General features: G+C 64.6%; 25 protein-coding genes and 2 pseudogenes. 16 read left to right on the top strand and 11 right to left on the bottom strand.

The features are described 5' to 3' along the window. The first annotated feature begins 285 nt into the window (after positions 1 to 285). Positions 286 to 963: an FMN-binding negative transcriptional regulator gene (locus ACWEQQ_RS08510; RefSeq protein ID WP_452347771.1), complete on the top strand. Its 678-nt coding sequence runs from the start codon at positions 286 to 288 to the stop codon at positions 961 to 963. A 244-nt stretch (positions 964 to 1,207) separates the two neighbouring features. Here the strand turns inward: ACWEQQ_RS08510 and ACWEQQ_RS08505 are convergent, their stop codons facing one another. From ACWEQQ_RS08505 to ACWEQQ_RS08495, 3 genes are all read right to left on the bottom strand, one after another. Beyond that, positions 1,208 to 2,083: a bile acid:sodium symporter family protein gene (locus ACWEQQ_RS08505; RefSeq protein WP_452347770.1), complete on the bottom strand. Its 876-nt coding sequence runs from the start codon at positions 2,081 to 2,083 to the stop codon at positions 1,208 to 1,210. A 437-nt stretch (positions 2,084 to 2,520) separates the two neighbouring features. Further along, positions 2,521 to 3,393, bottom strand: a complete 873-nt coding sequence (locus ACWEQQ_RS08500; RefSeq protein WP_452347947.1) for an alpha/beta fold hydrolase — start codon at positions 3,391 to 3,393, stop codon at positions 2,521 to 2,523. 164 nt (positions 3,394 to 3,557) lie between these two features. Beyond that, entirely contained in the window at positions 3,558 to 4,487 is a 930-nt protein-coding gene (locus ACWEQQ_RS08495) for a LysR family transcriptional regulator (protein WP_452347769.1), read from the bottom strand. 116 nt (positions 4,488 to 4,603) lie between these two features. Here ACWEQQ_RS08495 and ACWEQQ_RS08490 point away from each other — a divergent pair, with 116 nt between their 5' ends. Further along, positions 4,604 to 5,005 carry a carboxymuconolactone decarboxylase family protein gene (locus tag ACWEQQ_RS08490; protein WP_452346331.1) on the top strand — a complete coding sequence of 134 codons (402 nt, stop codon included), beginning with the start codon at positions 4,604 to 4,606 and terminating at the stop codon, positions 5,003 to 5,005. Between the two features lie 522 nt (positions 5,006 to 5,527). Here the strand turns inward: ACWEQQ_RS08490 and ACWEQQ_RS08485 are convergent. The 3 genes and pseudogenes from ACWEQQ_RS08485 to ACWEQQ_RS08475 all read right to left on the bottom strand — a co-directional run. Further along, positions 5,528 to 6,952: a DHA2 family efflux MFS transporter permease subunit gene (locus tag ACWEQQ_RS08485; protein ID WP_452347946.1), complete on the bottom strand. Its 1,425-nt coding sequence runs from the start codon at positions 6,950 to 6,952 to the stop codon at positions 5,528 to 5,530. A gap of 232 nt (positions 6,953 to 7,184) precedes the next feature. Beyond that, positions 7,185 to 7,688, bottom strand: a complete 504-nt coding sequence (locus ACWEQQ_RS08480; RefSeq protein ID WP_452347945.1) for a hypothetical protein — start codon at positions 7,686 to 7,688, stop codon at positions 7,185 to 7,187. 48 nt (positions 7,689 to 7,736) lie between these two features. Continuing rightward, positions 7,737 to 8,066 (bottom strand): annotated as a pseudogene (locus tag ACWEQQ_RS08475) (acyl-CoA thioesterase domain-containing protein); the annotation flags it as partial. Between the two features lie 475 nt (positions 8,067 to 8,541). Between ACWEQQ_RS08475 and ACWEQQ_RS08470 the strand changes: the two are divergent. The 4 genes and pseudogenes from ACWEQQ_RS08470 (at position 8,542) to ACWEQQ_RS08455 (ending at position 10,958) form a co-directional block, all read left to right on the top strand. Beyond that, positions 8,542 to 9,099 carry a TetR/AcrR family transcriptional regulator gene (locus ACWEQQ_RS08470; protein WP_452346329.1) on the top strand — a complete coding sequence of 186 codons (558 nt, stop codon included), beginning with the start codon at positions 8,542 to 8,544 and terminating at the stop codon, positions 9,097 to 9,099. Between the two features lie 301 nt (positions 9,100 to 9,400). Continuing rightward, a pseudogene (locus ACWEQQ_RS08465) lies at positions 9,401 to 9,595 on the top strand (ISKra4 family transposase); the annotation flags it as partial. Positions 9,596 to 9,777: 182 nt separating this feature from the next. Continuing rightward, a complete protein-coding gene (locus ACWEQQ_RS08460; RefSeq protein WP_452347768.1) occupies positions 9,778 to 10,341 on the top strand; it encodes a GNAT family N-acetyltransferase in 564 nt (187 codons plus the stop codon). A gap of 281 nt (positions 10,342 to 10,622) precedes the next feature. Then, positions 10,623 to 10,958, top strand: coding sequence for a hypothetical protein (locus ACWEQQ_RS08455; RefSeq protein WP_452347767.1), 336 nt, complete (start codon positions 10,623 to 10,625; stop codon positions 10,956 to 10,958). Between the two features lie 429 nt (positions 10,959 to 11,387). Here the strand turns inward: ACWEQQ_RS08455 and ACWEQQ_RS08450 are convergent, their stop codons facing one another. Together ACWEQQ_RS08450 and ACWEQQ_RS08445 are read right to left on the bottom strand one after the other, a co-directional pair. Then, positions 11,388 to 11,732: a histone-like nucleoid-structuring protein Lsr2 gene (locus ACWEQQ_RS08450; RefSeq protein WP_452347766.1), complete on the bottom strand. Its 345-nt coding sequence runs from the start codon at positions 11,730 to 11,732 to the stop codon at positions 11,388 to 11,390. A 537-nt stretch (positions 11,733 to 12,269) separates the two neighbouring features. After that, positions 12,270 to 13,514: an alpha/beta hydrolase fold domain-containing protein gene (locus tag ACWEQQ_RS08445; RefSeq protein WP_452347765.1), complete on the bottom strand. Its 1,245-nt coding sequence runs from the start codon at positions 13,512 to 13,514 to the stop codon at positions 12,270 to 12,272. A gap of 148 nt (positions 13,515 to 13,662) precedes the next feature. Between ACWEQQ_RS08445 and ACWEQQ_RS08440 the strand changes: the two genes are divergently transcribed. The 4 genes from ACWEQQ_RS08440 to ACWEQQ_RS08425 are packed head-to-tail and all read left to right on the top strand — an operon-like array spanning position 13,663 to position 17,011. Beyond that, positions 13,663 to 15,129, top strand: a complete 1,467-nt coding sequence (locus ACWEQQ_RS08440; protein WP_452347764.1) for an aldehyde dehydrogenase family protein — start codon at positions 13,663 to 13,665, stop codon at positions 15,127 to 15,129. Between the two features lie 17 nt (positions 15,130 to 15,146). Further along, entirely contained in the window at positions 15,147 to 15,716 is a 570-nt protein-coding gene (locus tag ACWEQQ_RS08435) for an RBBP9/YdeN family alpha/beta hydrolase (protein WP_452347763.1), read from the top strand. Positions 15,717 to 15,719: 3 nt separating this feature from the next. After that, positions 15,720 to 15,962, top strand: a complete 243-nt coding sequence (locus ACWEQQ_RS08430; protein WP_452347762.1) for a hypothetical protein — start codon at positions 15,720 to 15,722, stop codon at positions 15,960 to 15,962. After that, positions 15,959 to 17,011: an aldo/keto reductase gene (locus ACWEQQ_RS08425; RefSeq protein WP_452347761.1), complete on the top strand. Its 1,053-nt coding sequence runs from the start codon at positions 15,959 to 15,961 to the stop codon at positions 17,009 to 17,011. The genes ACWEQQ_RS08430 and ACWEQQ_RS08425 overlap by 4 nt, the downstream gene beginning before the upstream one ends. Before the next feature lie 238 nt (positions 17,012 to 17,249). On the opposite strand, the gene ACWEQQ_RS08420 is transcribed toward ACWEQQ_RS08425, so the two are convergent. After that, positions 17,250 to 18,239 carry an NAD-dependent epimerase/dehydratase family protein gene (locus ACWEQQ_RS08420; protein ID WP_452347760.1) on the bottom strand — a complete coding sequence of 330 codons (990 nt, stop codon included), beginning with the start codon at positions 18,237 to 18,239 and terminating at the stop codon, positions 17,250 to 17,252. Here ACWEQQ_RS08420 and ACWEQQ_RS08415 point away from each other — a divergent pair. The 5 genes from ACWEQQ_RS08415 (at position 18,165) to ACWEQQ_RS08395 (ending at position 23,653) form a co-directional block, all read left to right on the top strand. Beyond that, complete coding sequence (locus ACWEQQ_RS08415; protein ID WP_452347957.1) at positions 18,165 to 18,362, top strand: hypothetical protein; 198 nt, start codon at positions 18,165 to 18,167, stop codon at positions 18,360 to 18,362. The two genes, ACWEQQ_RS08420 and ACWEQQ_RS08415, sit on opposite strands and share 75 nt — an antisense overlap. A gap of 556 nt (positions 18,363 to 18,918) precedes the next feature. Next, a complete protein-coding gene (locus ACWEQQ_RS08410) occupies positions 18,919 to 19,707 on the top strand; it encodes a DUF6881 domain-containing protein (protein WP_452347759.1) in 789 nt (262 codons plus the stop codon). A 387-nt stretch (positions 19,708 to 20,094) separates the two neighbouring features. Further along, positions 20,095 to 21,084, top strand: a complete 990-nt coding sequence (locus tag ACWEQQ_RS08405; RefSeq protein ID WP_452347758.1) for a TY-Chap domain-containing protein — start codon at positions 20,095 to 20,097, stop codon at positions 21,082 to 21,084. A gap of 458 nt (positions 21,085 to 21,542) precedes the next feature. Then, positions 21,543 to 23,201: an MFS transporter gene (locus tag ACWEQQ_RS08400; RefSeq protein ID WP_452347757.1), complete on the top strand. Its 1,659-nt coding sequence runs from the start codon at positions 21,543 to 21,545 to the stop codon at positions 23,199 to 23,201. Then, on the top strand, positions 23,198 to 23,653 hold the full coding sequence (locus ACWEQQ_RS08395) for a DUF2871 domain-containing protein (protein ID WP_452347756.1): 456 nt from the start codon (positions 23,198 to 23,200) through the stop codon (positions 23,651 to 23,653). The genes ACWEQQ_RS08400 and ACWEQQ_RS08395 overlap by 4 nt, the downstream gene beginning before the upstream one ends. Before the next feature lie 304 nt (positions 23,654 to 23,957). On the opposite strand, the gene ACWEQQ_RS08390 is transcribed toward ACWEQQ_RS08395, so the two are convergent. Next, positions 23,958 to 24,554 carry a TetR/AcrR family transcriptional regulator gene (locus ACWEQQ_RS08390; protein WP_452347755.1) on the bottom strand — a complete coding sequence of 199 codons (597 nt, stop codon included), beginning with the start codon at positions 24,552 to 24,554 and terminating at the stop codon, positions 23,958 to 23,960. A 70-nt stretch (positions 24,555 to 24,624) separates the two neighbouring features. Here ACWEQQ_RS08390 and ACWEQQ_RS08385 point away from each other — a divergent pair, with 70 nt between their 5' ends. Next, complete coding sequence (locus ACWEQQ_RS08385) at positions 24,625 to 25,047, top strand: nuclear transport factor 2 family protein (RefSeq protein ID WP_452347754.1); 423 nt, start codon at positions 24,625 to 24,627, stop codon at positions 25,045 to 25,047. A 239-nt stretch (positions 25,048 to 25,286) separates the two neighbouring features. On the opposite strand, the gene ACWEQQ_RS08380 is transcribed toward ACWEQQ_RS08385, so the two are convergent. Then, positions 25,287 to 25,745, bottom strand: a complete 459-nt coding sequence (locus ACWEQQ_RS08380; protein WP_452347753.1) for a DUF4279 domain-containing protein — start codon at positions 25,743 to 25,745, stop codon at positions 25,287 to 25,289. Between the last annotated feature and the right edge of the window lie 9 nt (positions 25,746 to 25,754).

Here is a 25,754-nt window from a genome sequence, read left to right as displayed (position 1 = left end):
AGGCGTTGACGGCCTTCGCAACTGGACCGGATCGATCGAGTCGCTTTGTTCGAAGACCAGGCGAATTCCACAAGCTCTGAGCCGCCCACTTCGCCAAGGTTTCACGGGCGGAACGTCCGCTTCTGCCGATGCACGATAATGCCGCATACTGCGCTGACCGAACCGGCCAGCGCGGTACCGCTGGCGGCGAGATCGACAGCGGCCCAGGGACATCCGCCCATGCCGAGTTGCGGATATCAGATGCATCTCTGGTCAAGATCAATCCGGACCAGCGAGACTGAGTAGGTGTATGTTCCAACGCATTTCTCCGCCGACGCGCAGGCCGTGGATGATCTGCTCACCAACCACGGCGCCGCGGATCTGATCACCGCGACACCGAACGGTCTGGTCGCCACCATGCTGCCGTTCGTCTACGACCCGGAATCACGGGCTCTGCGCGGGCACTTGGCCCGCAACAATGATCAATGGCGCCGAACGGTGACCGGTGAGGCTCTTGTCATCGTTCGCGGTCCTGATGCCTACGTTTCCCCGTCGTGGTATCCGAGCAAGGCTGAGCACGGGCGCGCGGTACCTACCTGGAACTATGTCACCGCACACGTGTACGGCCGCCTCATCGTGCACGATGATCCGGAATGGGTTGACCAACTCGTCCGCGACCTCACTGAACGACACGAGGGCGGCCGCCCGAATCCATGGTCAGTCGATGACGCGCCACCGCAGTTCATTTCCGGCCAACTACGCGCCATCGTCGGTATCGAGGTCGCGATCACTCATATCGAGGCCAAATTCAAACTCAGCCAGAATCGCCCTCAGCCGGATATCGACGGTGTGATCGAGGGACTGACCGAGGCCGGTCGCGATCGCGTGGCGGCAGCGGTGAACAAGGCGCGGCCCGAACCGGCCAGCGCGGGGCGCCGGCGGCCGGAACGGTGCGCCGCAGAACGTCCGCTACTGCCGAGTTGAGTGCATTCCGAACGATTCATCCGGTCGCAGAGCCACCGAAAAACCTGTTGGCGGACTACAGCGACCACTGCTAGCTTTCCGGAGATCGTGCAGGAGACCGAGGAGGTGGTACCCGTGAACGCAGTATCGACATGGGTGCTCCCCTCAGGGGGCACGGTCGGGCGATAGGTCGTCCGGGAGCGCCGGTCAAGAGCACTCCCGAGAGAAGACATGACCGCGTCACGATCGTATGGTCCAACTACCCTCAAACGGCAGCAGGCACCGGCGCAGGCCGACTACGCCGGGCGAACAAGTACGCCGCCGCCGCGGCAGGCAGATTCATCAGGACCCCGTACACCGCGCCCGGCACCGCTAGCGCCGTGCTGTGCAGCACTGACGTGGCCACGGCAATGGCCAACGCGCCGTTGTGGATTCCGATCTCCATCGCGGCCGCGATGGCCTGGTCGGTCTCGATTCGGAACAGTCGGGGCACGTAGTAGCCGACCGCCAGGCCGATGATCGCCAGCGACAGGCATACCGCCGAGAGCGCGCCGATGTGGGAGGTGAGGGTGTGGAAGTCGCGGGCCACGGCCGCCAGGACCACCAATGCCAGCACCACGATGGATGCCACCTTCACGGTGCCGCGCATCCGCAGCGACCAGTCCGGGAAGCGGTGGTGCACCCACATGCCCAGCGCCACCGGCACCAGCAGGATCGCGAATACCTGCGCGAATTTGTCGGGGCGCAGGCCGATTCCGGCGTCACCGTCGAGGAACAGCGCGTACGACAGACCCACCCACAGCGGCAGGGTGAATACCGCCAGCACCGAATTCACTGCCGTCAGCGTGATGTTCAGCGCCACATTGCCGCCCGCGACATGGCTGAACAAATTCGCCGAGGGTCCGCCCGGTGACGCCGCGAGCAGCAACATACCCGCCGCCACCGCACCGTCGAGCCGGAACAGGTAGACCAAGCCCAGGCACACCGTCGGTAGCACGACCATCTGGCACACCAGCGCCACCACCGTTGCCTTCGGATAGCGAAGCACCCGAACGAAATCGGCCGTGGTCAACGTCAAACCGAGACCGAACATCACCAGTGCCAGCGCGAGCGGCAGGAACACCGCGAACAACGAACTCACTGCCAACTCCCAATTGAACCGACGGGCCAGTCTGCGGTCCGGCACCAGCGCCGACCCTAACTGATCCGACAGTTCAGGCGCGAGCGCTATTGCCGCATACGGGAATACGCTGGTGAGTCAGTCGAGAGGACATCGAAACCCGACTCTTCGAGGCGTCATCGCGACCCAGGGTGAGATCGATGCCTGTCTCGGCTCCGTCGTTGCCGCAGCAGAGGGCTTGATCGCCGCGAGTTCGACACGAATCACCGGCAAATCGGTTCCGAGCGTCCGGACCACGATGGCGTTCAGTATTCGAAGCGGCCGCCATCGCGAGATCATGCGTTGTCTTCGGCGAAGTCGAATCGAACTCTGTTGCGGCGCAACGTCATAGAACGCACCTGCAACAAGGCCAAACACTGGCGAGCAGTCGCCACCCGCTACGACAAGCTCGCGACCACCTACCGTGCCGGATCCGTCCCGGCCCTCATCGTCGAATGGCTCTGATCATTGGGAGACACGACCTGATGACGCGAGGACTGGCGGTGGTGGGCCTGATCGAGGAAGTCGAGTACCAGTGGGCTGGCGCTCGACCGGAATTCCTCGAAATAGGCGTGTCTGGCTCGGGAAATGAGATGTATTCGGGCATGCGGGATCCGGCCTGCGAGAAGCGAGGCATTGGCTGTGGGATTGAACCGGTCGTCGGACCCGTGCACGATCAGTGTCGGGGCGATGATGCGCGGCAGCACTTCCCATGCGTCGTGTTGTGCGCTCGCGCGCAGGTGGTGGCGGCGGGCGTGATTCGGCATCGTCGGGTCGCCCAGGGTGTGGTAGGGCCCGACGTGTGCAGCTAGGTAGGCGGGGGTATACATCAGTTCCAGCAACGCGCGGCGAGCCTTTGCGGCGTCCGGTTGACTCAGGGCGCGGCGCACCACGGGACTCCGTTCGACGCTGTGCGCACCTCCCGGCGATGTGCAGCCGAGCACCAGCGCTTCTACCCGGTCCGGATGATCGGCGGCGAGCCACTGGGCGACGCGGCCACCCATGGAGGTCCCGTAGACATCCGCTCGCTGGATGCCCAGGTGGTCGAGAACAGCCAACACATCGGCAGCGAAGGCGCGGGTGCTGTAGGAATCGTCATCGGGTCTGGCGCTACGTCCGGTGCCTCGCCAGTCGATCACCACAGCCTGATGGACGCCCTCGAAGTCAGGGCGCACCGCATCCCACCAGTGATGCGTGTTCGCCTGCCCCGCGAGCAGAACCAGAGGAGTTCCCTGTGATCCATGGACTTCGTAGTAGATCTCGCAATCGTCCGGGGCGAGCGCGTAAGGCACGTCAACAGCGTAGACGACAGATTTCTCGTGGTCGTATGCGATGAGCGATCGTTTGATGGGTGCATCGACGGTCCGGTTGTGCCAGATCACTGCCGTGCGAGGCAGGTTCGGGCTCAGCGAAATGGGGACAGCAGACAGCAGTATCGTGCGCGGTTGATTCGCTCCTAGTGGCTGGGATAGGTCACTTCCGCACTGCCGTCGGCGTTTCCGCGCTCTTGACTGTGTTGGGCAAGCACGCCGTGGAACCGCGCGACCAGCGGGCTCGGATCGTCCGTACGCCACGCAACATGCAGCGACGTCGAGGTGTCGGCCAGCGGTCTCGGGGCTACCCCGACACGGCGTAACGCGCGGTGCGAGTCGGCTAGTACGGCGGCGCCGAATCCGGCGGCTACCAGTGCCAAAAGTGTTTGGGCGCTTCGGCCTTCGGCGCCGATGCGCGGGACCACCCCGGCTCGATGGCAGAGCGCGATGACCTCGTCGTAGGAACGGGAGGAGACCTCGCGTGGCCAGATGACCAATGGGATCTGGCCCAGTGCGGATAGCGGTGCCGGTCCGACCGCGTGGGCGAGGGGGTGGGCGGCGGGGAGGAACATGGTCAGCGGTTCGGTCCACCAGACGCGGGTCGCCAGACGGGCGTCGCGCGCAGGCAGTCGCTGTACGGCGATGTCGTAGCGGCCGTCCAGGACACCGGCGGACATCTCCGCATCGCTGAAGCTTTCCTCGAGCCGCAGGTCCACCCCGGACAGTTCCCGGCGCAGCCTGCCGAGCACCGCCCCGAGCGGTCCATTGATGCCGGATCCGGCGAAGGTCACGGTCAGCCGTCCGGTCATCCCTTGTGCGGCAAGCCGAACATCCTCGAGTGCGGCGTCGGCTTCGGCCAGGACGGCGGCGCCTCGTCGCGCCAGGGCCGCTCCCGCCGCGGTCGGCGTCAGCCCACGTCCCTCCCGCTCGAAAAGTGCTACGCCGAGCCGTCTTTCGAGTTCGCGCACCTGTCTACTCAAGGTCGGCTGGGTCACGTGCAAGCGCCGCGCCGCGCCGCTGACCGTGCCTTCCTCGGCGATCGCGACCACATAGCCGAGCAGTCGAAGCTCCATCAATTCATACCTCCCAAGCATAGGGAGCATAGCTACCAATGCCTGTGGGGCTAATTCGGTCGTTCGGTGCGCGACAGTTGAGCAGTCACACCGACCGAATCGTCCAAGGAGAAATCATGAACCGCGAACAGCGTTACGCCCACGGCCTCGATGTCCTCAACCGCGTCGATGGCGAAGCAGGACAACGGATTGTGGCGTCGCTGGCCGACACCTCGCCTGAGCTCGGACATCAGGTGGTGGCCTGGGCATTCGGCGATATGTATGACCGACCCGAACTCGCGCCCCGCGACCGGCAGCTGGTCACCCTCGGCGTGCTCGCGGCGCTCGGCGGCTGCGAGATCGAGTTGGACGTGCACATCAATGCGGGACTCAACGTCGGACTCACCCCCACCGAAATTTCGGAAGCGTTGCTGCACACTGCCGTCTACGCGGGCATGCCGAGGTCCATCAACGCCACCCTGGTCGCGAAGAAGGTCTTCGGTGAGCGGGGCATGCTGCCGCTGACCAACGTGTCCTGACCCGGATGCAACAGGCGTTGACAACAGCGGCCCGGCATTATCGCGTCGGCACGCGATAGTGCCGGGCGGTGGCTGCTGCGGACGATGATCACTTCGACGCATCCCGAGTGCGCCGTCGCCGATACCGAGGGCCTTCGCGAACGCCTCGCCGGTGCGGTCCGCGGGCAGGTCATCGATGACGACCGCCGTCGTCAGCTCGTCGCGCGGCGAAAGCGTTCACCACCTCGTGCAGTTCCGGGATATGGCCACGCGGGCCCAGAACCCGACACCGCGGTCACCGCATCCATCTGCGACTCGTGTTCAACCCAGGTCATGAGCAGCGGCGCGGCCTTCGGTGCGTTCGCGATGGTCGCGGCCACCACGGCCGAGAGCCCGAGCCTCGTAACTACCGACACACGAAAGCGCTGACCGTCGACGAGCTCACCCCGGAACTGCTGAACCGGCTCGACCGAGCGGGTCTGGCGGAGCTGCTGCCCAACGACCAATCACCCGCCGAGCGGCGCAAATAACGTTCAGCAAATTCTATGGAATGAAGGCCGAGCTTTCGTCCTCCGACTTCACCGACGTGGTCGGCGCGGCGACCGGCTTGCCCGCGACGAAGAAGGCCGACACCATCGCACTCACCGCCAGACAGAGCACCGTGAGATACAGCGAATCGGTCAGCGACAGCGCGAAGGGCACCTTGATCATCTCCGGAAGACCGCCTGCCACAGCACCTTCCGAGGAACCGGTGGACGGCAGCCCGTGCGCCGAGAACCGCGCGGCCAGCAACGCGCCGATGCCCGCGCTACCCAGCACCGAGCCCAGCTGGCGATTGTTGTTGAAGATGCCGGCGGCCGCACCGGCCTGCTGGATCGGCAGGTTCCGCAGCGCGGTGGCCGTCAGCGGTGCCCAGATGCAAGAACCGGCGACACCGCAGAGCCCAGCCATCACACAGATCAGCGCCAGCGACCCGTGCAGGGTGGCAAGGCGGGTGAACCAGAACACCGCGACCGCGAACAGTCCGAAACCGAAGGTCGGTAGCAGCCGCGGATGCAATTTGTCGGTGAAGCGGCCCACCACCGGGGACAGGAACATGGTCACGATCGCCATGGGCGCGAAGATCAGCGCCGCCTTGGTCGGCGAAAGTCCGCGCACCTCTTGCAGATAGAAGAACGACGGCACCATCTGCGCGGTCATGCCCACCGACAGCGAAGCGATCGCCACATTGCCGAGCGCGAAGTTGCGATCCTTGAACAGTCCCAGCGGCATGAGCGGTTCGCTGCGCACCCGGCCCTGATAGACCACGAACAGCGCGAGCACGACCAGCCCGCCGACGATCAGCGCCCACACCCATCCGGCCCAGTGATAGGCATTGCCCTGCTGCAGTCCGAACACCAAACCGAACATGCCGATCGCGACCAGTACCACGCCGGGAATGTCGAAACCCTGCTCGGTGGTCGGCAGATCCGGGATCAGCCACACGCCCAATGCGAGACCGATCACCCCGATCGGCAGATTCACGTAGAAGATCCACTGCCAGCCGCCGGCGTCGATGAGCACACCGCCGAGCAGCGGGCCGACCAGCGTCGCGACACCCGCGACACCACCCCACGCACCCATTGCCGCGCCGCGCTTCTCGATCGGGAAGATCCGGCTGATCACCGCCATGGTCTGCGGCGCGAGCAGGGCCGCGCCGAGGCCCTGCACCGACCGGGCCGCGATCAGCGACTCGATACTGCCGGCCAGCGCGCACCACAGCGACGCCGCCGTGAACACGACCAGACCGGCCAGATACAGATTCTTCGGCCCGTATCGGTCGCCGAGGCGGCCGGTCACCAGCAGCGGCACCGCGTAGGTGAGCAGGTAGGCGCTGGTCACCCAGACCACGCTGGTCAGGGAGGTATGCAGGCCGGACATGATGGAAGGATTGGCCACCGCGACGATGGTCATATCCAGCAGAATCATGAAGAAACCCACGCAGAGCGCAGCCAGTGCACCCCACGGATTTCGTTCGATCGTCGTCACCGTGAATTCCCCTGTGTAGAAATGCGAATGTCGGCTGAGCTCAGAACGCTGCCGGAGGCGCAGACTGCCTCACCGGCCGCGTATGGTTCGGGTCTATCGGGCAACCTCTCGTCCACGACCGGCAATATCCACGAACCCGCAAAGGCCGCATACGTTTTCGTGCGCCCGTCAGTCATGAGATACCGGACGCCCGTCCACCCCGTGTCGGCAGCTGGATCGCCTCCTGAAGTTTGGTCGAATCGATCTGCCGCGCGGCACTGGAAACCCCTGCGGTGATAACGGTTCCGAACATGCCTTGCTCGTCGTACAGTGTGGCCGTCCCCACGGCGATACCGCCGCTGCTGATGTGGTTGTCCGCTTCCAAGCCGATGCCCGAATCTTGTTGGGGCCTACGGGAAATGGCCATCGTCAGATCTGTATTGATGAAGCCGATGCCGCTGTTTCCCCAATTCGTCAACATGCTGGTGGATTCGGCCACCATCGCCACGCGCGCGAATGTCGATCCCGGATGGTCGGCGAAGAGGGGAGCGGCATGTTGCCAGGTCCGTTTCCGGCTGCCATTGCTGTGATCGATGGGATCGGTCGTCCATCGATCACTGTCATCGCTTCCCCAGTGTGGAATCGAGGGGACTGCCGGGTCCACTCCCGGCGGTGGCATCGGGACATCGGTTCGCATCCAAATGATGCCAGGCGGTTGACTCGATTGCCGAAGGAAAACGGCCGAAGCTCGGGCAACGGCACTCCCATCCTGTGTAGCGATCGAGTCTGCCACCCGTATCCGGCTGCCGTCCCGAACACGGGTGGTCTCCAGTGTCAGCAGGCTCCATCGCACGGGTCGGAACAGGTCGATAGTCAGTCGTACAGCCGAGAATCCATCCGTCGAGTGCTCGGTGTCGAGAGCGTGAGCCAGAGCGCCGCAGATTGCAGGACCGATGATCATGTCGGGAGACCATGGGCTCACCGCACATGGCTGTGGTTCGAGTCCTTCTGCAGTCGAGTTGAAATAAAATACAGGTACATCGTTCGCTTTGCCATCCGTATGACGGTGCGACATGGACTGAATTCCTTCCAGTGCAATCGATTCGGGTAGCTACCAGGTGACGTCGAGGAAACCAGCGAACCGAGGAAGTCGCCTTCGAAGAACCGCACTTCCTCGCTCGGGGCGACCACACGCATTCCGGGAATCGCCGTCCGAGTACCGCGAGCGCAATCTGCAATCCCAAGACGGCAAGATTCGCCCTCCGACTCGACTACCGGCCGAAATAGCCGTTCTCCCGACCGATCGGATGAGGGTGGGCACGGCGGATTCGATTGCCGCGATGCGTTTCTGGGCAGCCGCGGGATCTTTGTGTGAACACATCACCGGTCGGAGGAAGTGACACGCACACGGTGACGATCGAGCACTCACCAACACCGTTATATAGGAGCACATGTACAAGTTACATTAAACATCTGAGGTTGTACACTGTCACCTCAACAAGGAGGTCGGCATCCCTGCTCGAGATCGACAACCCGCACAGACCCGGCGCATGCCTCGCGAACAACGCCGCGAACAGATCCTCAGCGCGGCGACGCGGGTGATCGCGCAGCGCGGGTTCGCCGGGGCCGGACTGGAGGACATCGCCGCCGAGGCGGGCGTCTCACAGGTGATCCTCTACCGCCACTTCGCCTCGAAGGCCGAACTGTTCCGCGCCGCCCTGCAAAGGGCCTACACGAGACTCGGCGACGCAGCCGGGACCAAAACGCTCGACGGCACATCCATTCCCGCTCTACTCAGCGCCGCGGCCGCGGATCCGGACGCCTTTCGGTTGTTGTTTCGCTACGCCCCCCGAGAACCCGAATTCCGCGACGTCACCGAACTGGCCCAGAGCCACGGGGCAATGCTCACCCGCCGATATCTAGCGGACGCCACCCCCGAAGGCCCGTGGCAGACCTGGGCCGCGCAAGTCATCCCCACCTTCATCCTCGAAGCCATCATCGCCTGGCTGGACGCTGGACAGCCGGACCCCGACGACGCCGCCATCCGGATCTCCCGCGCGGTCGCCGCTCTCATCGACTTGGCCTGCCCTCCCCAGTCCGCGCACTGATGCGGGTGCGGGGCCATATCAACCCACCCGAATCGCATCCGAGCCGGGACCGGCGACAAGAACCCGGCCGCAACTCTCAGCTTCCCTGCAGAGCCGATGCGAGGGCACTGACCGAATAGGGCAGCCAGCTGTTCCCCAATCCCGTTGTGGCGGAATCACTTCTGGACAGACTCATCAGCACTGACCATCCGGTGTTAGGAAATCGTTCGGCGCCCAGTGGAAAGGGCGAGTGGTCAGGTGTAGGCAGCACCGTCGATGCGGACTTCGGTGCCGCTGATGAGGCACTCTCGGACTGATCGAGATCGAGGGAGCGGCCCGCCACCTCGTCGCCGATCGGCTCGACATCACCGGCTCCCGATGGGGACTTACCGGCGCTGAAGCCATCCTCACCCTCCGCACCCTCATCAGCAACGGAGACTTCAACTCCTACTGGAACTTTCACCTCACCCGCGAACGCCAACGCGTCCCCGCCGACGACTATCGACTCGCCGCCTGATCAACCGTCACCAGGAGAGCCGCACCCATCCTCTATTGCCGCATGCCGCGCTGATCGAACCGGCCGGCGCGTGTTGTCGGAAGATCAACTGGCCGTGCCGATCCGAGGCCGGCGGAACGTCCGCTACTGCCCGAGTTGAGTGCATCTGGTAGCAATCGGCTGACTCCTGCGAGGATCGGTATGTGATCTGGCCGCTACGTCTTTCCCACGACCGCCTCGACGATGGCGAGGTGTCATTGCGGTCGTACAGCTCCGCCGACGCTGAGGACCTGTTCGAAGCGCTGCGCGATGAATGTGTATGGGAGCACATACCTCGCACGGTGCCCGAGGATTTCAGCACGCTTGATGCGGACATCGCGGCCAGCATGGCGGCCGGATTGTGGCTGACATTCACCGTCCGCCGAGCAGAGGGCGTGGTCGGCAGGACATCGTTGATCTGGGATCCTTCCGCCCCGGAGGGCGTCGAAATCGGGGGAACCCAGTTCACGCCGACAGTTTGGGGCACTGGAATCAACATGCGAGCGAAGGCGCTGCTGATCGGTGAAGTGTTCACGCAAGGGGCAAAGTGGATCAGGTTTCGCACCGACGAGCGAAACCTCCGATCGGCGGCCGCGATCCGCAAGCTGGGCGCGACTGACCTCGGCGTGCACCAGGACACCATCATCCGTCGAGACGGAAGCGCGCGTCGTAGCCGCTTCTTTCGCCTCGATCCTCCCACTGAAGATGTATCGACACCGCAGAGCTGAGGTAGTTCAAACATCCGCTACTGCCGGATCCCGCGCGGACCGAACCGGCCAGCGCGGACATCGGAAGATCAACTGGCAGAGCGCCATACGGCCGTCGGCAGTGCACGCTATTGCCGAGTGTCGTGTGTTCCCATGGGCGGTATTGGTCCGAAATCGGTCAATGTAAGTTGTCGGACACACACGGCTTCCGCCGCGTTTCTCGACACTGCCTGGCCCCGCACTTCGCCGGCGATGAGTCTCCGGTGTTGACGCCGCACGTGCACCACGCGCACGCTGCGGCGGTGACAATTTTCGTCTACATCGTGCTGGGGTTCCTCGTGCTGGTGCTCGCGCCGCTGGCCGTCTTCTTCGCGCTGCTGACCGTCCGCGTAATCGTCACCGCGATCGTCCACCGCGACTCACGGCCACGGCCACGCCGCCGCAGCGGTTCGTTCGACACCTTCGGAATCTCCTCCGAAACTTCACATTCCGACATCACGCCCCACCATGGTGGCCACCACCATGGTGGGCACCACCATGGTGGGCACCACCATGGTGGGCACCACCACGACAGCGGTGGCCACCATGGTGGCCACTCAGACAGCGGCGGCCACCACACCACCAGCTGGACCGACTGATCCCCGATGACGACATCCGAGATATTCGGCGCGGACGCCTATGTCGTGCAGGCCGGAGTGCTCAGGGCTGAGCCGAGTGGCTGAAATCCGACGACAGCGGCCGATCGAGCTTTGATCCAAGCAGTCCCTTGATGAACAGGCTTCCGAACACCGGCTCCCCGGTGTGCAGTCGCTCAGGGCGAGCCGGGTTCGCGTTCGTCAGATCATCGGTTCTTGAACACCTACTCAGGGCGGCCGGAATCGCCCGATCAGTCCCGCCGGAGCACTGCGACGGGCATCCCGCCCAGCCAACGTCCGCACATGCCGCATACCGCGCGGCCTGAGTCGTGCACCGGTGAAACCTGACAGTGGTCGGAACGAGCCCCCGAAGGCTGAACGGTCAGGAGCCGATGTCTGCGGGTTCTCGGCTCCCCCGGCGATTCGCGCCGGCTAGTTCTTCGCGCGCTGGTAAGCGTCGACGATCTCGGCGAGGATGCGGCCGCGTGAGGACACCTGGTGCCCCTGAGCGCGCGCCCAATCACGGATCGCGGTGCTCTCCTGCCGGTCCGCCGCCAGACGCGCGCGCCCGCCGCCAACCACTTTGACGCGCTTGGAGCGACCCAGCTTGCAGGCCTTATCGCTCCACAGTTCCATGGCCTCCCGCAGCGTGGCGGCGTTCTTGTTCGACAGGTCGATCTCGAAGTCGTTGCCGTCGATTGAGAAGAAGACGGTCTCGTCGGCCGTCGATTCGCCGTCGTAGTCCTCCACCATAGTTATGGTGATTTTCTTCGCCATGGACTGCCCTTCCGTATGCGACGTGGTCGGGGCAGCGAGCGGTGCCCGCAATCCACCCCCGATCTCAGCGACATAGAAAGGCGTTCTGTGCTTCGGGTGTCTGGACGTGGGGAACGTCCTCCTGATGCGCTTGTCGGGCTTGGTGGCCCATCGCGGTAGAAGGACGTTCCATGGGTAACGGCAGTGGCGTGTCCCGGGGTGATCGCAACCGGAATGCGCGTTTGGCGAGGCTGCGGGGGTTGGTTCCGGTGAGCAACGCGATAGTCGGGATCGATCTGGCCGAACGCGAACAGATGGTGGTGGTCGTTGATGATGACTTGAAAGTGCTGGCGCGCAGGACGTTCCGGTGTCGGGCCTGGGATCTTGGTGCTGGCCTGGGCTGGGCGGCCGAGCACGCTGCCAGGGCTGGGTTCACGGGTGTGACAGTGGCGTGTGAACCGACCGGGCATCGGTGGCGGGTGCTGGGGCAACTGGCAGCAGACCGGGGCATGGCCTTTGTGCAACCGGCGATGACCGCGTGGTCGCGCCTGACTCGACTCAGGCGCTCTGTTCCTCCGGTCGCGACTCGGTGGCGGCACCGCGCTGCGTCGTCGTTGCAATGAACTGACCGGCATGGCGCAGGGCCTCGGCGGCCTCGGGGAGGAAGGACCAGAAGATATGAAAGTCGTGTGTTGCCACCGGATACAGCTGAAGTGTGACTGCGACGTCGCACCGTCGAGCGTGCTCCACGAGGCGGTGCGCGTCGGCCAGGAGGGTGTCGCCGGTGCCCGCCTGGATGAGGATCGGGGGGAGATCGGAGAGGTCGGTGCCGAGCGGATCGACCATCGGATCATCATGCGGATGCCCGGCAAGGTAGTCGGTGACGAATCGCTGGCGCAGTCGTTCGGCGGTGGCGGGCTGCGGCTCGGTCGGCTGCTCACCGGGACGACTGCCGGCGAGATCGACACCGGGGCAGAGGAGTACCGCGCCCACAGGCGCGGGGAGCTGCCGGTTCTTGATCCCGATCAGCGTCGACAGCACCAGATGAGCGCCCGACGAGTCTCCGGCGAGCAGGATCTGTTCCGGGTCGGTGCCTCCTTCGACGAGCCAGAGATACGCGCGCAGGGCGTCTTCCACTGCGGCGGGGAAGGGGTATTCCGGCGCGAGACGGTAATCCGGCAGCAGGGTCCTGGTATTCGCGGCGGCGGCCAGCGCGCCCGCGAGCGCCTGGTATCCGAATGCGGATCCTGAAATGTACGCGCCACCATGGAGATACAGCACGGTGCCGGTCGCGGGTTGCGGTGGCGTGAGTAGCAGACTCGGCACGCCGCCCGCATTGATCGGCCGGACGGCTACGTCCTGCGGTGGCGAGAACTGCGCATGGAGATCCTCGAAAGCCATACGTAGCGCCTGCAATTCAGCGTCGATGAGGTCGCCGACCGGCTCCCAGTACCGGGCGATGCGGGCAACCAGTTCCCCGCCTACAAGACGGGTGGCCGACACGGCTTCGTCCACCTGAGCGAGAATCTCCAGCGCCCTGTGCTGGAGCGCATTGCCGGCCAGGGTCAGCTCGACCCGGTGTGTGGTGCGGCGCAACAATTCACACCCGACGATCTGCTCGAGTGCGCGGATCTGGCGGCTCAGCGCGGGCGGCGACAGGTATAGCTGCGCGGCGGCGCGACCGAAGTTGAGTTCACCGGCCACCGCGATGAATGCGCGTAAATGGCGCAGCTCGAGCGCCTCCGGCGACTTGGTGATCTGCGGCGATCGTTCCATCTCGCGGTCTTCGTTCGGGGCCGTCACGCCCTCGAGTATTACCGAGAACCGCGATTTCGGTGATGCAACCTGCGCACGGCTGCAGTGCAGGATCGGTCATTCCCTCCGCAGTCCGCTCAATGCGAGCGTTGCTACAGCGTTCGGCACATACCCCTGCAGAGGAGTGAAGGAACCCATGACCAACCAAGCAGGTCCGATCAGACGCGGATTGTTGATCGGCGGCGCGGAAGTGCCGGCGCTGTCTGCGAAGTCGACCTCCGATATCAACCCGTTCACCCTCGAAGTGTTCGCGATGGTCGCAGCAGGGCGGGCCGCTGACGTGACCTCGGCTGTGGATGCTGCACAGCTGGCATTCCCGGGCTGGGCAGCACTCCCCGCCACGGAGCGCACAGCTGTACTCGATCGGGCGGCGGGGCTCTTGGCGGAAAGGCTCGGGGAATTCACCGAACTACTTCGTTGCGAGACCGGCGGGACGCAGAAGTGGGCCCGGTTCAACATTATCGGCGCCTCCCGTCTGATGATCGAGGCCACCAAGGCCGTAGCCGGTTACGAGATCGCAGCGGCACCCCACGACGGCACCGGCGATTGGTCCGAGATCACCTACGAGGCAGCCGGTGTCGTGGCGGCGATCGTGCCGTGGAATGCGCCGCTGGTGTTGGCGATTCGTGCTGTGACCGTGGCGTTGGCGGTCGGGAACACGGTCGTGCTGCGGCCCAGCGAGGACGCGCCGATCACGTCCGGGCTGTTCCTTGCCGATGTCTTGGCCGAAGCGGGTCTGCCTGCCGGGGTGCTCAATGTAATTACCAACGACCGCGAGGATGCGGCCGAGGTGGTGGCGGCCTTGATCGGGGATCCGCGGGTCAGGCGGGTGGGGTTCACCGGATCGACCGGCGTCGGAGAGATCGTGGGGGAGTTGGCTGGGAAACACCTCACTCCAGTAGTGTTGGAGTTGGGTGGCAAGAATCCGATCATCGTGCTCGATGATGCGGATCTGGAGCAGGCCGTTGCGGAGATCCTGTTCACCCGTTTCATGAACTCGGGGCAGATCTGCCTGAGTGTGGACCGAATCATCCTGCACGAGAACATCGCTGAAGAGTTCACCACCCGATTTGTGCGGCGAGCCCGTTTCCTCGACCAGGGTGATCCGTCGCATCCCGACACCGTCGTCGGCCCCCTGATCAATGGGCGCGCCGTGGAGCGGGTGACCGCCCTGGTGGCCGACGCGACGGACAAGGGTGCCGCCATGCTGGTCGGCGGCGGCCCGGCTGTCGACGGAGTCTTCCCCGCGACTGTGCTGGCCGGCATCACCCCGGACATGCGGATCCATCACGAAGAGATCTTCGGCCCGGTGGCCTGCCTCTACACCGTCGAAAGCGACGACGCCGCAGTGGCATTGGCCAACGACACCGATTACGGCCTGGCCAGCGCCGTATTCAGCAGTGACCGGGCGCGGGCCCTCGCCGTTGCGCGGCGGCTGCGGCACGGCACAACCCATGTCAATCACCACACCGTGGACGAAGACCCGTTCTCGCCGGTGAGCAGTTTCCGTGACAGCGGATTCGGCAGCCATTGGGATCGGGAATTCTTCACCCAGTCCCGGCTATTGCAGCAGACCGATGCGCCTGCCGCACTGCCCTTTTGAGACAATAGGAGAAGCATTTGAGTACCATCGTTGTGTCGCATGGGCTCGCGGCGCGGAACGACAGCGTCTGGTTCCCCACCTTTCGAGCCGAATTGGAAGCGGCCGGGCACCGAGTGGTCATCCCTGACCTTCCGAATTCGGAGGCACCGCGGGTGAAACCGTGGCTCGAGACCCTGGCGGGCGCAGTCGCGGCACCTGCCGAGGACACCGTGCTGGTCGGCCACAGCATCGGCGCGGTCAATGTCCTGCGGTTCCTCGAACAATACGACGTGGCGAGCGGAGTCTTCGCCGGAGTCGTGCTGGTCTCGACCTCGGTACACGAGGTCGGCTACGACCTGCTCGCGGAGTTCTTCGAGCGCGAATTCGACTGGCCGCGAATCCGCGCTGCTGCCAGGCAGTTTCGAGCGCTGACAGCGATCGATGATCCGGTCAATGCCCCGAACCCGCTGGAGCACATCGATGTTCTGGTCCGCGAGCTCGGAGCCACCGCCCTCGTGCTCCCGGACGGCGGGCACCTGGGCGCATATCCGGAGAATCACATCACGCTTCCCGAAGCATCGCGTCTGGTCCTGGACATTCTCACCTGAACTATGACCAGGACCGAACCCGCGCGCTGGAAGTTGTGGCTGCTGACCGTCTGCGGTATCTACCCGATCATCACCGTACTCGCCACCGTCACCGGGCCGCTGCTGAGTAAGTTTCCCGTCCCGGTTCGGTTGGCCGTGCTGATCCCCGTTGCCGTGGCGGCGATGGTCTGGATTGTCATGCCCGCCTTGACCAGCCGCTTCCATCGCTGGCTCTTCACCCACACCACAGAGGGACAAGAAGAATGACCGACAAGCTGTCCACCCGTCCGCTCGGCACCACGGGCATGGACATCACCCGCCTCGGCTTTGGCTCCTGGGCCGTGTCGGGCTCCGGCTGGCGCTTCAGCTGGGGCGCCACCGATGACGAGCAATCGGTGGCCGCCATCCGGCACGCCATCGCCTCCGGCGTCAACTGGATCGACACCGCCGCCGTCTACGGTCTCGGCCATTCCGAGGAACTGGTCGGCAAGGCCATCGCCGAATTCCCCACGGCCGATAAGCCGTACGTTTTCACCAAGGTCGGCCTGGTTTGGGATCCGGAGAATCCGACGGCCGCGCCTCGGCGGATTATGAAGCCCGCCAGCGTGCGCCGCGAGCTCGAAGACTCCCTACGCCGGCTCGGGGTCGACCACATCGACCTGTACCAGGTGCACTATCCCGACACCGGCGAATCGCTGGAGTACGCCGGTGGCGGCTTCGGCGCCGTGTCCCCCAACGCCACCCCGCTGGAGGAGTACTGGCAGACCATGGCCGGGCTGAAGGCCGAGGGCAAGGTGCGGGCGATCGGCCTGTCCAATCACACCGTCGACCTTCTCGAGCGCGCCGAGAAGGTCGCCCACGTCGACTCCATTCAGCCGCCGTTCTCGGCGATCAATCGGTCCGCGGCCCAGGAGATCGCATGGGCGCACGCCAACAACACTGGCGTGATCACCTACTCGCCGCTGCAATCGGGTCTGCTCTCCGGCGCTTTCAGCGCCGAGCGCGCCGCAAAGCTGCCGACCGACGATTGGCGTTCGGCGCATTCCGACTTCACCAGCGGACTGACCGCCAACCTGCAGCTGGCAGAGGCGTTGCGCCCCATAGCCGAACGGCACGGAGTCGGTGTCGCTGATATAGCTATCGCGTGGGTGCTGAATTGGCCCGGCATTACCGCCGCTATTGTCGGTGCCCGCAATGCCGAGCAGGTCGATGGGTGGATCGGTGCGGCGGCTGTAGAACTCGCGGCGAGCGATCTGGACGAGATCGCCACCGCGATAACAGTATCCGGCGCGGGGACGGGCCCGATCCGGTCGTAACCCCTCGTGCCGCAGCGTAAAAGCATGGAGGAGAGATGACGGCAGTACGAATCCATAAGCGGGCGTGGAAGGATTACCCCAAACTTTCACGGTGACTACCGGTGACTGTCGGATGACAGGCTGATCCATCGGGAACGCACGCTCATGCCGCGACCCGCGCTGACCGGACCGGCCGGCGCGGCGGCGCTGAAGATCAACGCGGTGTGGGCATCTGCTGCTCAGGTCTGTAGCGCGCGACCTATCGGTCCAGCTGACCGGACTGGATGAGGAACGACACAAAGTCGCGTACAGACTGTTCCACGGTGCGCGGTGTGTAGCCGAGTTCGAGTTCGGCCTTCGAGTAGTCCACCCGCGGTGCGGCCGAGAGCGCGTTGAGTGTGGCCTGGGAGAGAAGGTCTGAACCCAGCGCGGCGCAGATCGGTTCGGCCACCGGCATGATGGCGCTGAGCGCAGACAATGGGACGCCGATCAGTGGTCCGCGACGGCCCGCGACGCGGGCGTTGAGCCGGGCCCATTCGATCAGCGGTTGGTATTCGCCTCCGAGCAGGTAGTTCTCGCCGGTGCGGCCCTTCTCGGCGGCGAGCATCGCCCCTGCTACGACATCGCGCACGTCGACGATGTCGAAGACGGCATCGGAGATGAACGCGGGTACCAGGCCCCGCGCGGCGTCGTGTGCAATGCCGTTGAGCCGCGACCACTTTCCAGTCACGTACTCCACCGGGCCCCAGATGCCGGTCGGGTTGCAGATCGTCGCGTCCAGACCCTTGTCGATGACCTTGCGTAGTTCCTGTTCACCCGCCCATTTGGAACGGTCGTACACAGGGATTTTCGGACGTTCCGACCGTGGCGAATTCTCGTTCAGTACCGGCCCGCAGACCTCCTGATCGAACGAGTGAACCGAGCTGATGTGCACGAAACGCCGCGCACCGACGGCCAGTGCAGCCTCGGCGACGTTGCGGACACCCTCGGTGTTGACCCGCCACGCCAGCGGATCCTGCATCCGCAGCGTGATCATTGCGACCAGGTGGAACACGTGGTCGACACCCTCGAGCGCGCGCCGCATCGAGTCGGGGTTCAGCACATCGCCTTCGGCCCAGCTGACTCGATCGGATGTCATGCGCGGGTTCCGCACCCGGTCGATGGCGACCACGTCGTGCCCCTCGGCAACCAACGCGTCGATCAGGTTCGTGCCAACGAAGCCAGCGGCTCCAGTAACACCTATCTTCATGTCTTCTTCCTCCCCGGTCGCTTCGATGCGCTCGCTGACGGTGTCGGCGACCAGGCGATTCCTGCTCGCATGGGCGTCTTCCTGATCAACGAGACTATTTTTGACATGATATGCCATAAATGACACTTCATGCCATTAAATCTTTCGGGCTCGGCGCAGCGCCCCAGTTGCACCGTTCTGGCGGACGAGGTCGACTTTCACCTGGGCCGTCTCAGCGTCGGCGGAAGCCGATCCAGCATTAACCGCAGTGCTGCTCGTGCAGGCCGTCGAAGCGCAGATCCATGGCGCCGCGCTGAACCACCGGCCGACCGCGCGATCGAAGACCGCGTCGAGGCCGTGGTCGAGTTTTGGACACGCGCACTCAGCGCACCGCTCATGCCGCATACCGCGCTGACCGAACCGGCCAGCGCGGGGCATCGGAAGATCAACTGGCCGTATCGATCTGGGGCAGTCGGAACGTCCGCTACTGCCGATTACAGCTCGATTGGCGCTGACCATTCGGCGTATCAGTCCGCTACGGTGGTGAGGGTCGTTGTGCGGGTCGGGTGGTTGGGGGCGGTTCGATGAGTCATGTGGACTGTGCGCTCGGGTGGGGTACGTGGTACCGGTGATCGGGCGGTGGAAGCGTCGCCCGAAAGCGGCGAGTTGGCGGAATATTCGGGGACCGATCTCTCCATCGATGATCGCGGAACGGCAGTTGCTGACCGATATCGTGGCCAAGATCGTGGCCGACGTGGAGCCGGGATGGACCGAGATCAAGGTCAGGTTCGACATCGCGGGGATGGCGGTGAGTGCATTCGCCTACGCGGAGCGGGAATCGGAAACCTCTGTGGTGGTCGGCTTTCCGCGCGAGGTCATGGATTTGCGGCAGGCGATGTATGTCCCGGGCCGGGGTACGTGGTTCACGATGTGGTTGAGCATCACCGCCAACAATGAGATCGGTGTGCGTTTCAGTCGCGAACGCCCCCACTTGGGACGCCAGCTCGCGGACCCGCTGGTCGACGACTTGCGTTTGTATCCAAGGGATTCGGTTCCCGAATGGATGCGTGTGGAGCTCGGCGAGCGACTGCCGATCAATGGAATCATCGAAGAGCCGCCGCGGTCGGACTGCTGCAACAGCGATCAAGACTGCGACTGTATCGATCGGGCCCAGGCTGTCGAACGCGCAACCGGGTTTGTCCCGGTGCGGGAGGAGATGCGCTACCTGAAGGTCGTGCACTACTCCGAGTTCGACCATATCGCTGTGTCGTTCAGCGAGATCCTGAGCGCCGGTGACGAGTGGCGTCGGATCGAACTGTTCCGCGACGGTGGTGCGGGCCTGGCCGCGGTCTCGGGTCGGACCGAGTTCACTCGATTGTTCGGCCGCATACCCTCGGCGACGGAGATCTCCGACCTACCGCACCTGTCGGCGGAGGAGATCACACCCGTCGAGTTCCAAACGGAGTGGTTGGCCATCGGAGGCTGGTAGTCAGCCGAATATCCGCTTTTGCCGCGTGGCGCGCTGTTCGAACCGGTCAGCCCGCGGTCGCTGGAACGCACCATCATGCCGCATACCGCGCCGGCTGAACCGGCCAGCGCGGGGCATCGGAAGATCAACTGGCCGTGCCGATCCGAGGCTGGCGGAACATCCGCTACTGCCCCATGCCGCGCTGACCGAACCGGCCGGCGCGGGGCGCCGGCGGCCCGAACCTGGTGCGGTGCAGAACATCCGCAATTGCCGAATGCCGGATATGGCGCGGCCGACCAGCTTGCGAAGTCGTTATGGCAACCAACTGCCGGCTGGCCGGTACGGCACTCCGTGGAGCGAGTGTCACTGTCTGGGAGTAAGTTCCGAAGCCGACGGAAAGGGGCGGAGTTGAGTGCCTACTCCTGGGCAGGGCTGGCGGATGCGTTGCCACAAGTGTTCTTCCCGGACTACGACCTGATTGACAGCCGTATTCAGCTGTGCGACAGGATAAGTGACGACCGAGTATTGCTCTACATCGACGATGCCAGCGTTTTCGTCAAGGTCGTGGAGCCCGCCGATCCCGCACGGGCCACACGATTGCGTGCTGTGATCGAGTCGCAAAGGACATCATCGTTCAGCCGCGTACCCGACCCGCACACCGGCGAACTGCGCCCACCCGAGGAAGCGATGTGGATGCCGGAGTCACGCTCGGCGGACGGTACTGCCCAGTCCCTCGAATGGTCCACGGGCTGGAGGGTGCATGCAGAGCACAAGGAAGAAGTGGCCGCCGCTGTGCTCGCGGTCATGTGCGACGGTCTCGGCATGGCGATCGACGGGCTCCGCTTCATTTCCGCCGACCGACGCGGACCCCGGGACAGCATGGGTTGGACGGCCGGTCGGCCGATCCCATCCGACCGGCCGACCCATCGCGATGCACCCGAATACTGGACGGACTGGCGGGATTTCACCGAACGGCTCGACTGGGCATTGACGACTCTCCCGCAGCGCGGCATCGTCGTTCTGTCCGCGCCAGAGGGCGGACCATCCGCCCCAGCAATGGACTTTCAGCTGAACGGCGCGATGATCGAGGGCAATGCAGTTCTCCGGCAGAGCACTCCGGCCACGCGAGACAGACTCGACCAACACCTGAGCAAGCTGGGTTGGCGACTCGCACCCGTATCCGCGGACGACGATGAGTCCTCAACCTGGCGTGCGCCGGAGGCCTGGATCGGATCGGTGATCGGCCTGCAAGACTTGGCGCGTCACACCGCATTGATCTTCGCCGAGATCGCAGACGTCCCGAATCCCAGCGACCTTGCTTTCGCCGCTGGCGCACTCGGTAACCCCGATACCTACATGACCTACCTCGACGCCGAGCTGGGTCTGGCAAGGATGTGAAACCAAGGTCCCGCAGCCACACCTGTGTTCGAAACAGGAAACGTCCGCTTCTGCCGCATACCGCGCTGACCGAACCGGCCAGCGCGAGGCGCCGGTGGCCGGAACCTGTTGCGGTGCAGAACGTCCGCTATTGCCGAGTGTCGCGTCTTTCCGGCGGCTAGCTAGTACTGCAACGGCACTCGCCGGTCATGTGACTTGATCTCCTTGTCGATGAAGCCGCGCAGCGCGTCGCGGAACATCAGGTCTTCGCCGGACCACTGGTACATGACGGGACCCCCGAGGGCTCGCGGAACGGCTACCCCAAATATGGAACACGTTCTAATTGCCTGAACGAGTCGCCAGCCGCCTTCGTCGAACTGTGGGTTGCCGATCGGTTGATCTGGACTCCATCGAAGGTTGGTCCGGCAGGGACCGATCGAATCTACCGGCGGCCGGTCCGAGCTCGCAGAATCGCAACAATGCAGATCGATCCAACTACCGTGGCCGACTCGGTGCCGCGGGCCGACCGAAGCGCGTGGATCGGGCTCGGTGTCCTCGCAGCTGGGCTCTCGTTGATCGTCGTGGACGGCACCATCGTCGGCGTCGCGCTACCAGTGATCGTCACCGATCTCGGGCTCAATCTGACCAATGCCCAGTGGGTCAACAGCGCCTATTCGGTCGTCTTCGCCGCACTGTTGCTGACTGCGGGCCGTCTCGGCGACCGGCTGGGCCGACGCCGGATGTTCGTGCTCGGCGTACTCGTGTTCCTGGCGGGCAGCCTGATGGCCGCCCTCGCGTCGAGCGTTGCGGCGCTGATCCTTTCGCGTGTGGTGCAGGGTGTCGGCGGAGCGTTCGTATTGCCCGCCACCTTGTCGAGCGTGAACGCCACCTTCCGCGGTAAGGATCGGGTCATCGCGTTCGCGGTGTGGGGCGCGGTAATCTCCGGCATGGCCGCCGTGGGACCGCTCCTCGGCGGCAGCCTGACCACCTACTTCAGCTGGCGATGGATTTTCATCGTCAATATCCCGATCGGGGCGGCGGTACTGATCGGCACCTGGCTCGCGGTGCGCGAAACCAAGGCCGCGATCAGCGAACCCGGGCTCGACGTCGACGGACTTCTGCTCAGCGCGATCGGGTTCGGCGGGGTCGTCTTCGCACTCATCGAAGGTCAGAGCCTGGGCTGGTGGCGCCCGCACTCCGCGTTCAGCGTCCTCGGAATCGAGTGGCCGCGAAGCGCTCCGGTCTCGGCGGTTCCGGTCATCGGGCTGATCGGCGTGGTCGCGTTGGTGTTGTTCGTAGTCTGGGAACGACACCGGGCACGGGTGGGCCGGTCCGCGATCCTGGACGTGAGCCTGTTCTCCATCCCAACCTTCAGCTGGGGCAATCTGACTGCGCTGACCGTGGCGATCGGAGAGTTCGGCCTGCTGCTCGTGCTGCCGCTGTTCCTGGTGAACGCGCTCGGCTTGTCGACGCTGGGCGCCGGCCTGGTACTGGCCGCAATGGCCTTGGGCGCCTTCGGATCCGGCGCCGCCGCCCGGCACATCGCCACCCTGCTCGGCACCTCGAGAACGGTGATGTTGGGCCTGGCCCTCGAGGCGGTGGGCGTCGCCGTGGTCGCGCTGCTCCTCTCCTCGACGGTCTCGCCCTGGCTGCTCGCCGTGCTGTTGGCCGGGTACGGCGCCGGACTCGGTCTCGCCTCGGCGCAGCTGACCGGCACCGTGCTGGCCGACATCCCGCCGGAGCGGTCGGGCCAGGGTTCGGCGACGCAGAGTACGGTCCGGCAACTCGGCGCGGCACTCGGCTCGGCCATTCTCGGCGCGGTGCTGTCGATCGGATTGGCCCACAACCTAACCGACCGATTGGAATCGGTTCCCCAGTTGCCACCGCCAACGGCACAGCACCTGGTCACCGCAACCAGAGATTCGGCCGGAGGAGCGATCTCCGCACTGCGCGCGCAAGGCGACGCCGGACAACTCGGACCCGCAGGACGACAGGTGACCACCGCGCTGTCCGAAGGATTCGGCGACGCAACCAGGACCGCATTGGGCGTGGCCGCCGCCTTCCTCGCGCTCGGCTTGGTGAGCGCGACCGTCCTGAATTCCCGCACCCGCCGAACTTCCACCATGGAGAGCCGATGAGAAAGTCGTTCTACGCCGCCGCCTGCTACACACTCCTGGGGCTGGTCCTAGGGTTCTTCTACCGCGAATTCACCAATGCCCACGACTTTTCCGGAAGCTCACAACTCACCGCCACCCACACCCACGTCCTCGCACTCGGAACGCTGTTCTTCCTCATCGTCATCGCGTTGGACAAGCAATTCGCGCTGACCTCCGGCCGCTGGTTCAACGCCTTCTTCTGGACCTACAACACCGGACTGGTCGTGACTGTGTCCATGATGGTCGCGCACGGCATCCTCACGGTCCTGAACCACGATGTCAGTCCCGCCATCTCGGGCATAGCCGGACTCGGCCACATCCTGCTGTCCATCGGTTTCGCCATGTTCTTCCTGTGCCTGCGCGGCCCGATCACGACCGCGGCCCGTGAGTCCGGCGCTGCGAAGCAAAACGCGGAGAACCCGGTCGCGAGCTGAGTGGTTGTCGAGCCGCGGCATCATCTGCCGGTCCTATTGGAACGCCTCAGATTCCGCACACCATCAGAAGCACTCGAACAGGTGTTCTCTAGGGTCTCGCTGATGGTGTCCTCGATGTAGTCGACGTAACCGGTTGCGCCTGTTCAGCTTCGGGTTCGAGGGTGTTACCCCAGGTCTGTCCACGACGCGGTGATCGGAAGGGCGGCATTCGCGGACCAACGCGCGGTAGTGCCGAATTCAGGATGGCGACCAGGTGAGTGGTCGCGGCTCGCGAGTAGTACTCGGACCTGACTCTTTGTCATTTCTACCGCTGTTGGACTGCTTGCACCGTGATCAGCTTCCGAGCGCTGTACTGGAACGATGCGATGGCCGCGCCTGCTGTCATGCGACCCGATGACACCTCGGAGCCAGCAGCGTGGCCGAGCACCATGATGGCGGTCAACAACCATTCGGGTGCGCAGTGGGGATCGAATTCGCCGGTGGCCTGACCACGGCGGATCAGCTGGTCCAGTGGCCCCAGTATCGGTGCGTGGGCATCATGATCGTCGGCCGGATCAGCGGCGGGCAGGTGCAGCAGCATCGGATAGCGCTGCATGATGTGCCAGCAGAGGTCGAGGAATCGCTGGAGGGCTTCCCCCGCCGGGCCTTCTCCAAGGCGAGCTGCGTCGATGGCCGCGACGACCTCTGTCGTGATGCGGGCAACCGCGGCCTGGATCAGCACGTCGCGCGTCGGAAAGTGAGCGTAGACCGTTTGCCGACTGACCCCTGCGACTGCGGCCACGTGCTCGAGGCTTGCGTCGGGTCGCTCGCCGAGTGTCCGTATGGCGGCCTCGAGCACCAATTCCGCGCTACGGAGGCCGTCTCTTCGTGGGCGGCGCGGTGAACCAGTTTTCTCGGACATCCTTGTCAAGCTTAGCGGACGAGCTTAGCCTTGACAGTGTTGTACGAGTTATCTGAAAGGATGAACGGATATGGCAACTTCCATCGCCCTCCCCGGGCACGACCTCGCGGCATACCTCACCGCATATGTGGCAGAAATGGCCTTCGGAGCCGAAGAGCCCGAAGTCATCGTGGATCGATACCACACCCCCGATATTCTCTGGCTCAGCGACGGGCACCCGATGGACCGCAGTCGGTTGGTGGCTCACGCGAAACCGAGCCGCAAGAACGTGACCCAGTGCCAGGTCGACATCATGGACACCATCGCCTCGGGCGACCGTGTCGCAGCCCGCTACACCGTCACCGCCACGATGCGCACGGGCCGGACGATCGCCACCGAGATATACATGTTCGGCGATCTCGCCCCGGACGGCCGCCTGTTCCGGGTCGACGCCATCACGCGCGACCTACCCGAATCGAAAGATGCAGCACCAGAAGATATTTCCGCCCACTGAAGGCAACACAGCCGCCCGTTGCCTTGGAAAGGTTCCACCGAGAACCTCCCATAGGGCGGTTCCTGGACACGTCCGCTATTGCCGCATACCGCGCTGACCGAACCGGCCAGCGCGGGGCGGACTCCGGCGAGACCGACTGCGGCGCAGGAACGTCCGCTACTGCCGATTTGCGTGCGCAACAACAGTTCGGGCCCGCTGGCAGGGTCTCGTCGCGTGGTGACTCCAAGTGAATACCTAACTCACCAGTTTTCTGGCACTCCAGGCGGATAAAGGTCGAGCACGATGTCGAGTCCCAACGCGGCGACATCGGCAAGCAGTCCAGCAGGCAGCGCACAGCCGCCCTGGCCGTTCTCGCTGCCGAAACCGAGGAACAACTCCAGCTCGCAGTCGACCGAAAGGCGAGCCAACTCCTCACGGCACCCGTCCAACAGTCCGATCAGCGCGCGGACATGATCTGCGAGGTCGCTGTCGTCTGCGAGCCCACTGCTTCGGATCCAGACACTGCATGTCCGTCGAGCACTCGCCGGATTTCGGGGACTCATCAGGCTTCCCCGCTCGAACTGCCTGTCCGCCGCGATCCCCAGACGAGCTGAGATCTCACTCGCGCTAACCGCCTGACTGGTCAGACGAATTGACCCTGCCGACCACTTCCTGTCCGCCGACGCCGACTGCGGCTGTGCCTCCACGTCCTCTGACATGCCCACACC

Source organism: Nocardia sp. NPDC004123 (assembly GCF_053603795.1).
Note: the sequence above shows the minus strand (reverse complement) of the source record. Positions and strands in the feature narration are given on the sequence as shown.

Excerpts from the sequence above, each read along its gene's own strand:
- ACWEQQ_RS08495 (WP_452347769.1), bottom strand. The coding sequence starts at position 4,487 with ATGGAGCTTCGACTGCTCGGCTATGTGGTCGCGATCGCCGAGGAAGGC.
- ACWEQQ_RS08490 (WP_452346331.1), top strand. The coding sequence starts at position 4,604 with ATGAACCGCGAACAGCGTTACGCCCACGGCCTCGATGTCCTCAACCGC.
- ACWEQQ_RS08485 (WP_452347946.1), bottom strand. The coding sequence starts at position 6,952 with ATGATTCTGCTGGATATGACCATCGTCGCGGTGGCCAATCCTTCCATC.
- ACWEQQ_RS08480 (WP_452347945.1), bottom strand. The coding sequence starts at position 7,688 with ATGCGAACCGATGTCCCGATGCCACCGCCGGGAGTGGACCCGGCAGTC.
- ACWEQQ_RS08470 (WP_452346329.1), top strand. The coding sequence starts at position 8,542 with ATGCCTCGCGAACAACGCCGCGAACAGATCCTCAGCGCGGCGACGCGG.
- ACWEQQ_RS08450 (WP_452347766.1), bottom strand. The coding sequence starts at position 11,732 with ATGGCGAAGAAAATCACCATAACTATGGTGGAGGACTACGACGGCGAA.
- ACWEQQ_RS08440 (WP_452347764.1), top strand. The coding sequence starts at position 13,663 with ATGACCAACCAAGCAGGTCCGATCAGACGCGGATTGTTGATCGGCGGC.
- ACWEQQ_RS08430 (WP_452347762.1), top strand. The coding sequence starts at position 15,720 with ATGACCAGGACCGAACCCGCGCGCTGGAAGTTGTGGCTGCTGACCGTC.
- ACWEQQ_RS08425 (WP_452347761.1), top strand. The coding sequence starts at position 15,959 with ATGACCGACAAGCTGTCCACCCGTCCGCTCGGCACCACGGGCATGGAC.
- ACWEQQ_RS08420 (WP_452347760.1), bottom strand. The coding sequence starts at position 18,239 with ATGAAGATAGGTGTTACTGGAGCCGCTGGCTTCGTTGGCACGAACCTG.
- ACWEQQ_RS08410 (WP_452347759.1), top strand. The coding sequence starts at position 18,919 with ATGATCGCGGAACGGCAGTTGCTGACCGATATCGTGGCCAAGATCGTG.
- ACWEQQ_RS08400 (WP_452347757.1), top strand. The coding sequence starts at position 21,543 with ATGCAGATCGATCCAACTACCGTGGCCGACTCGGTGCCGCGGGCCGAC.
- ACWEQQ_RS08395 (WP_452347756.1), top strand. The coding sequence starts at position 23,198 with ATGAGAAAGTCGTTCTACGCCGCCGCCTGCTACACACTCCTGGGGCTG.
- ACWEQQ_RS08390 (WP_452347755.1), bottom strand. The coding sequence starts at position 24,554 with ATGTCCGAGAAAACTGGTTCACCGCGCCGCCCACGAAGAGACGGCCTC.
- ACWEQQ_RS08385 (WP_452347754.1), top strand. The coding sequence starts at position 24,625 with ATGGCAACTTCCATCGCCCTCCCCGGGCACGACCTCGCGGCATACCTC.
- ACWEQQ_RS08380 (WP_452347753.1), bottom strand. The coding sequence starts at position 25,745 with ATGTCAGAGGACGTGGAGGCACAGCCGCAGTCGGCGTCGGCGGACAGG.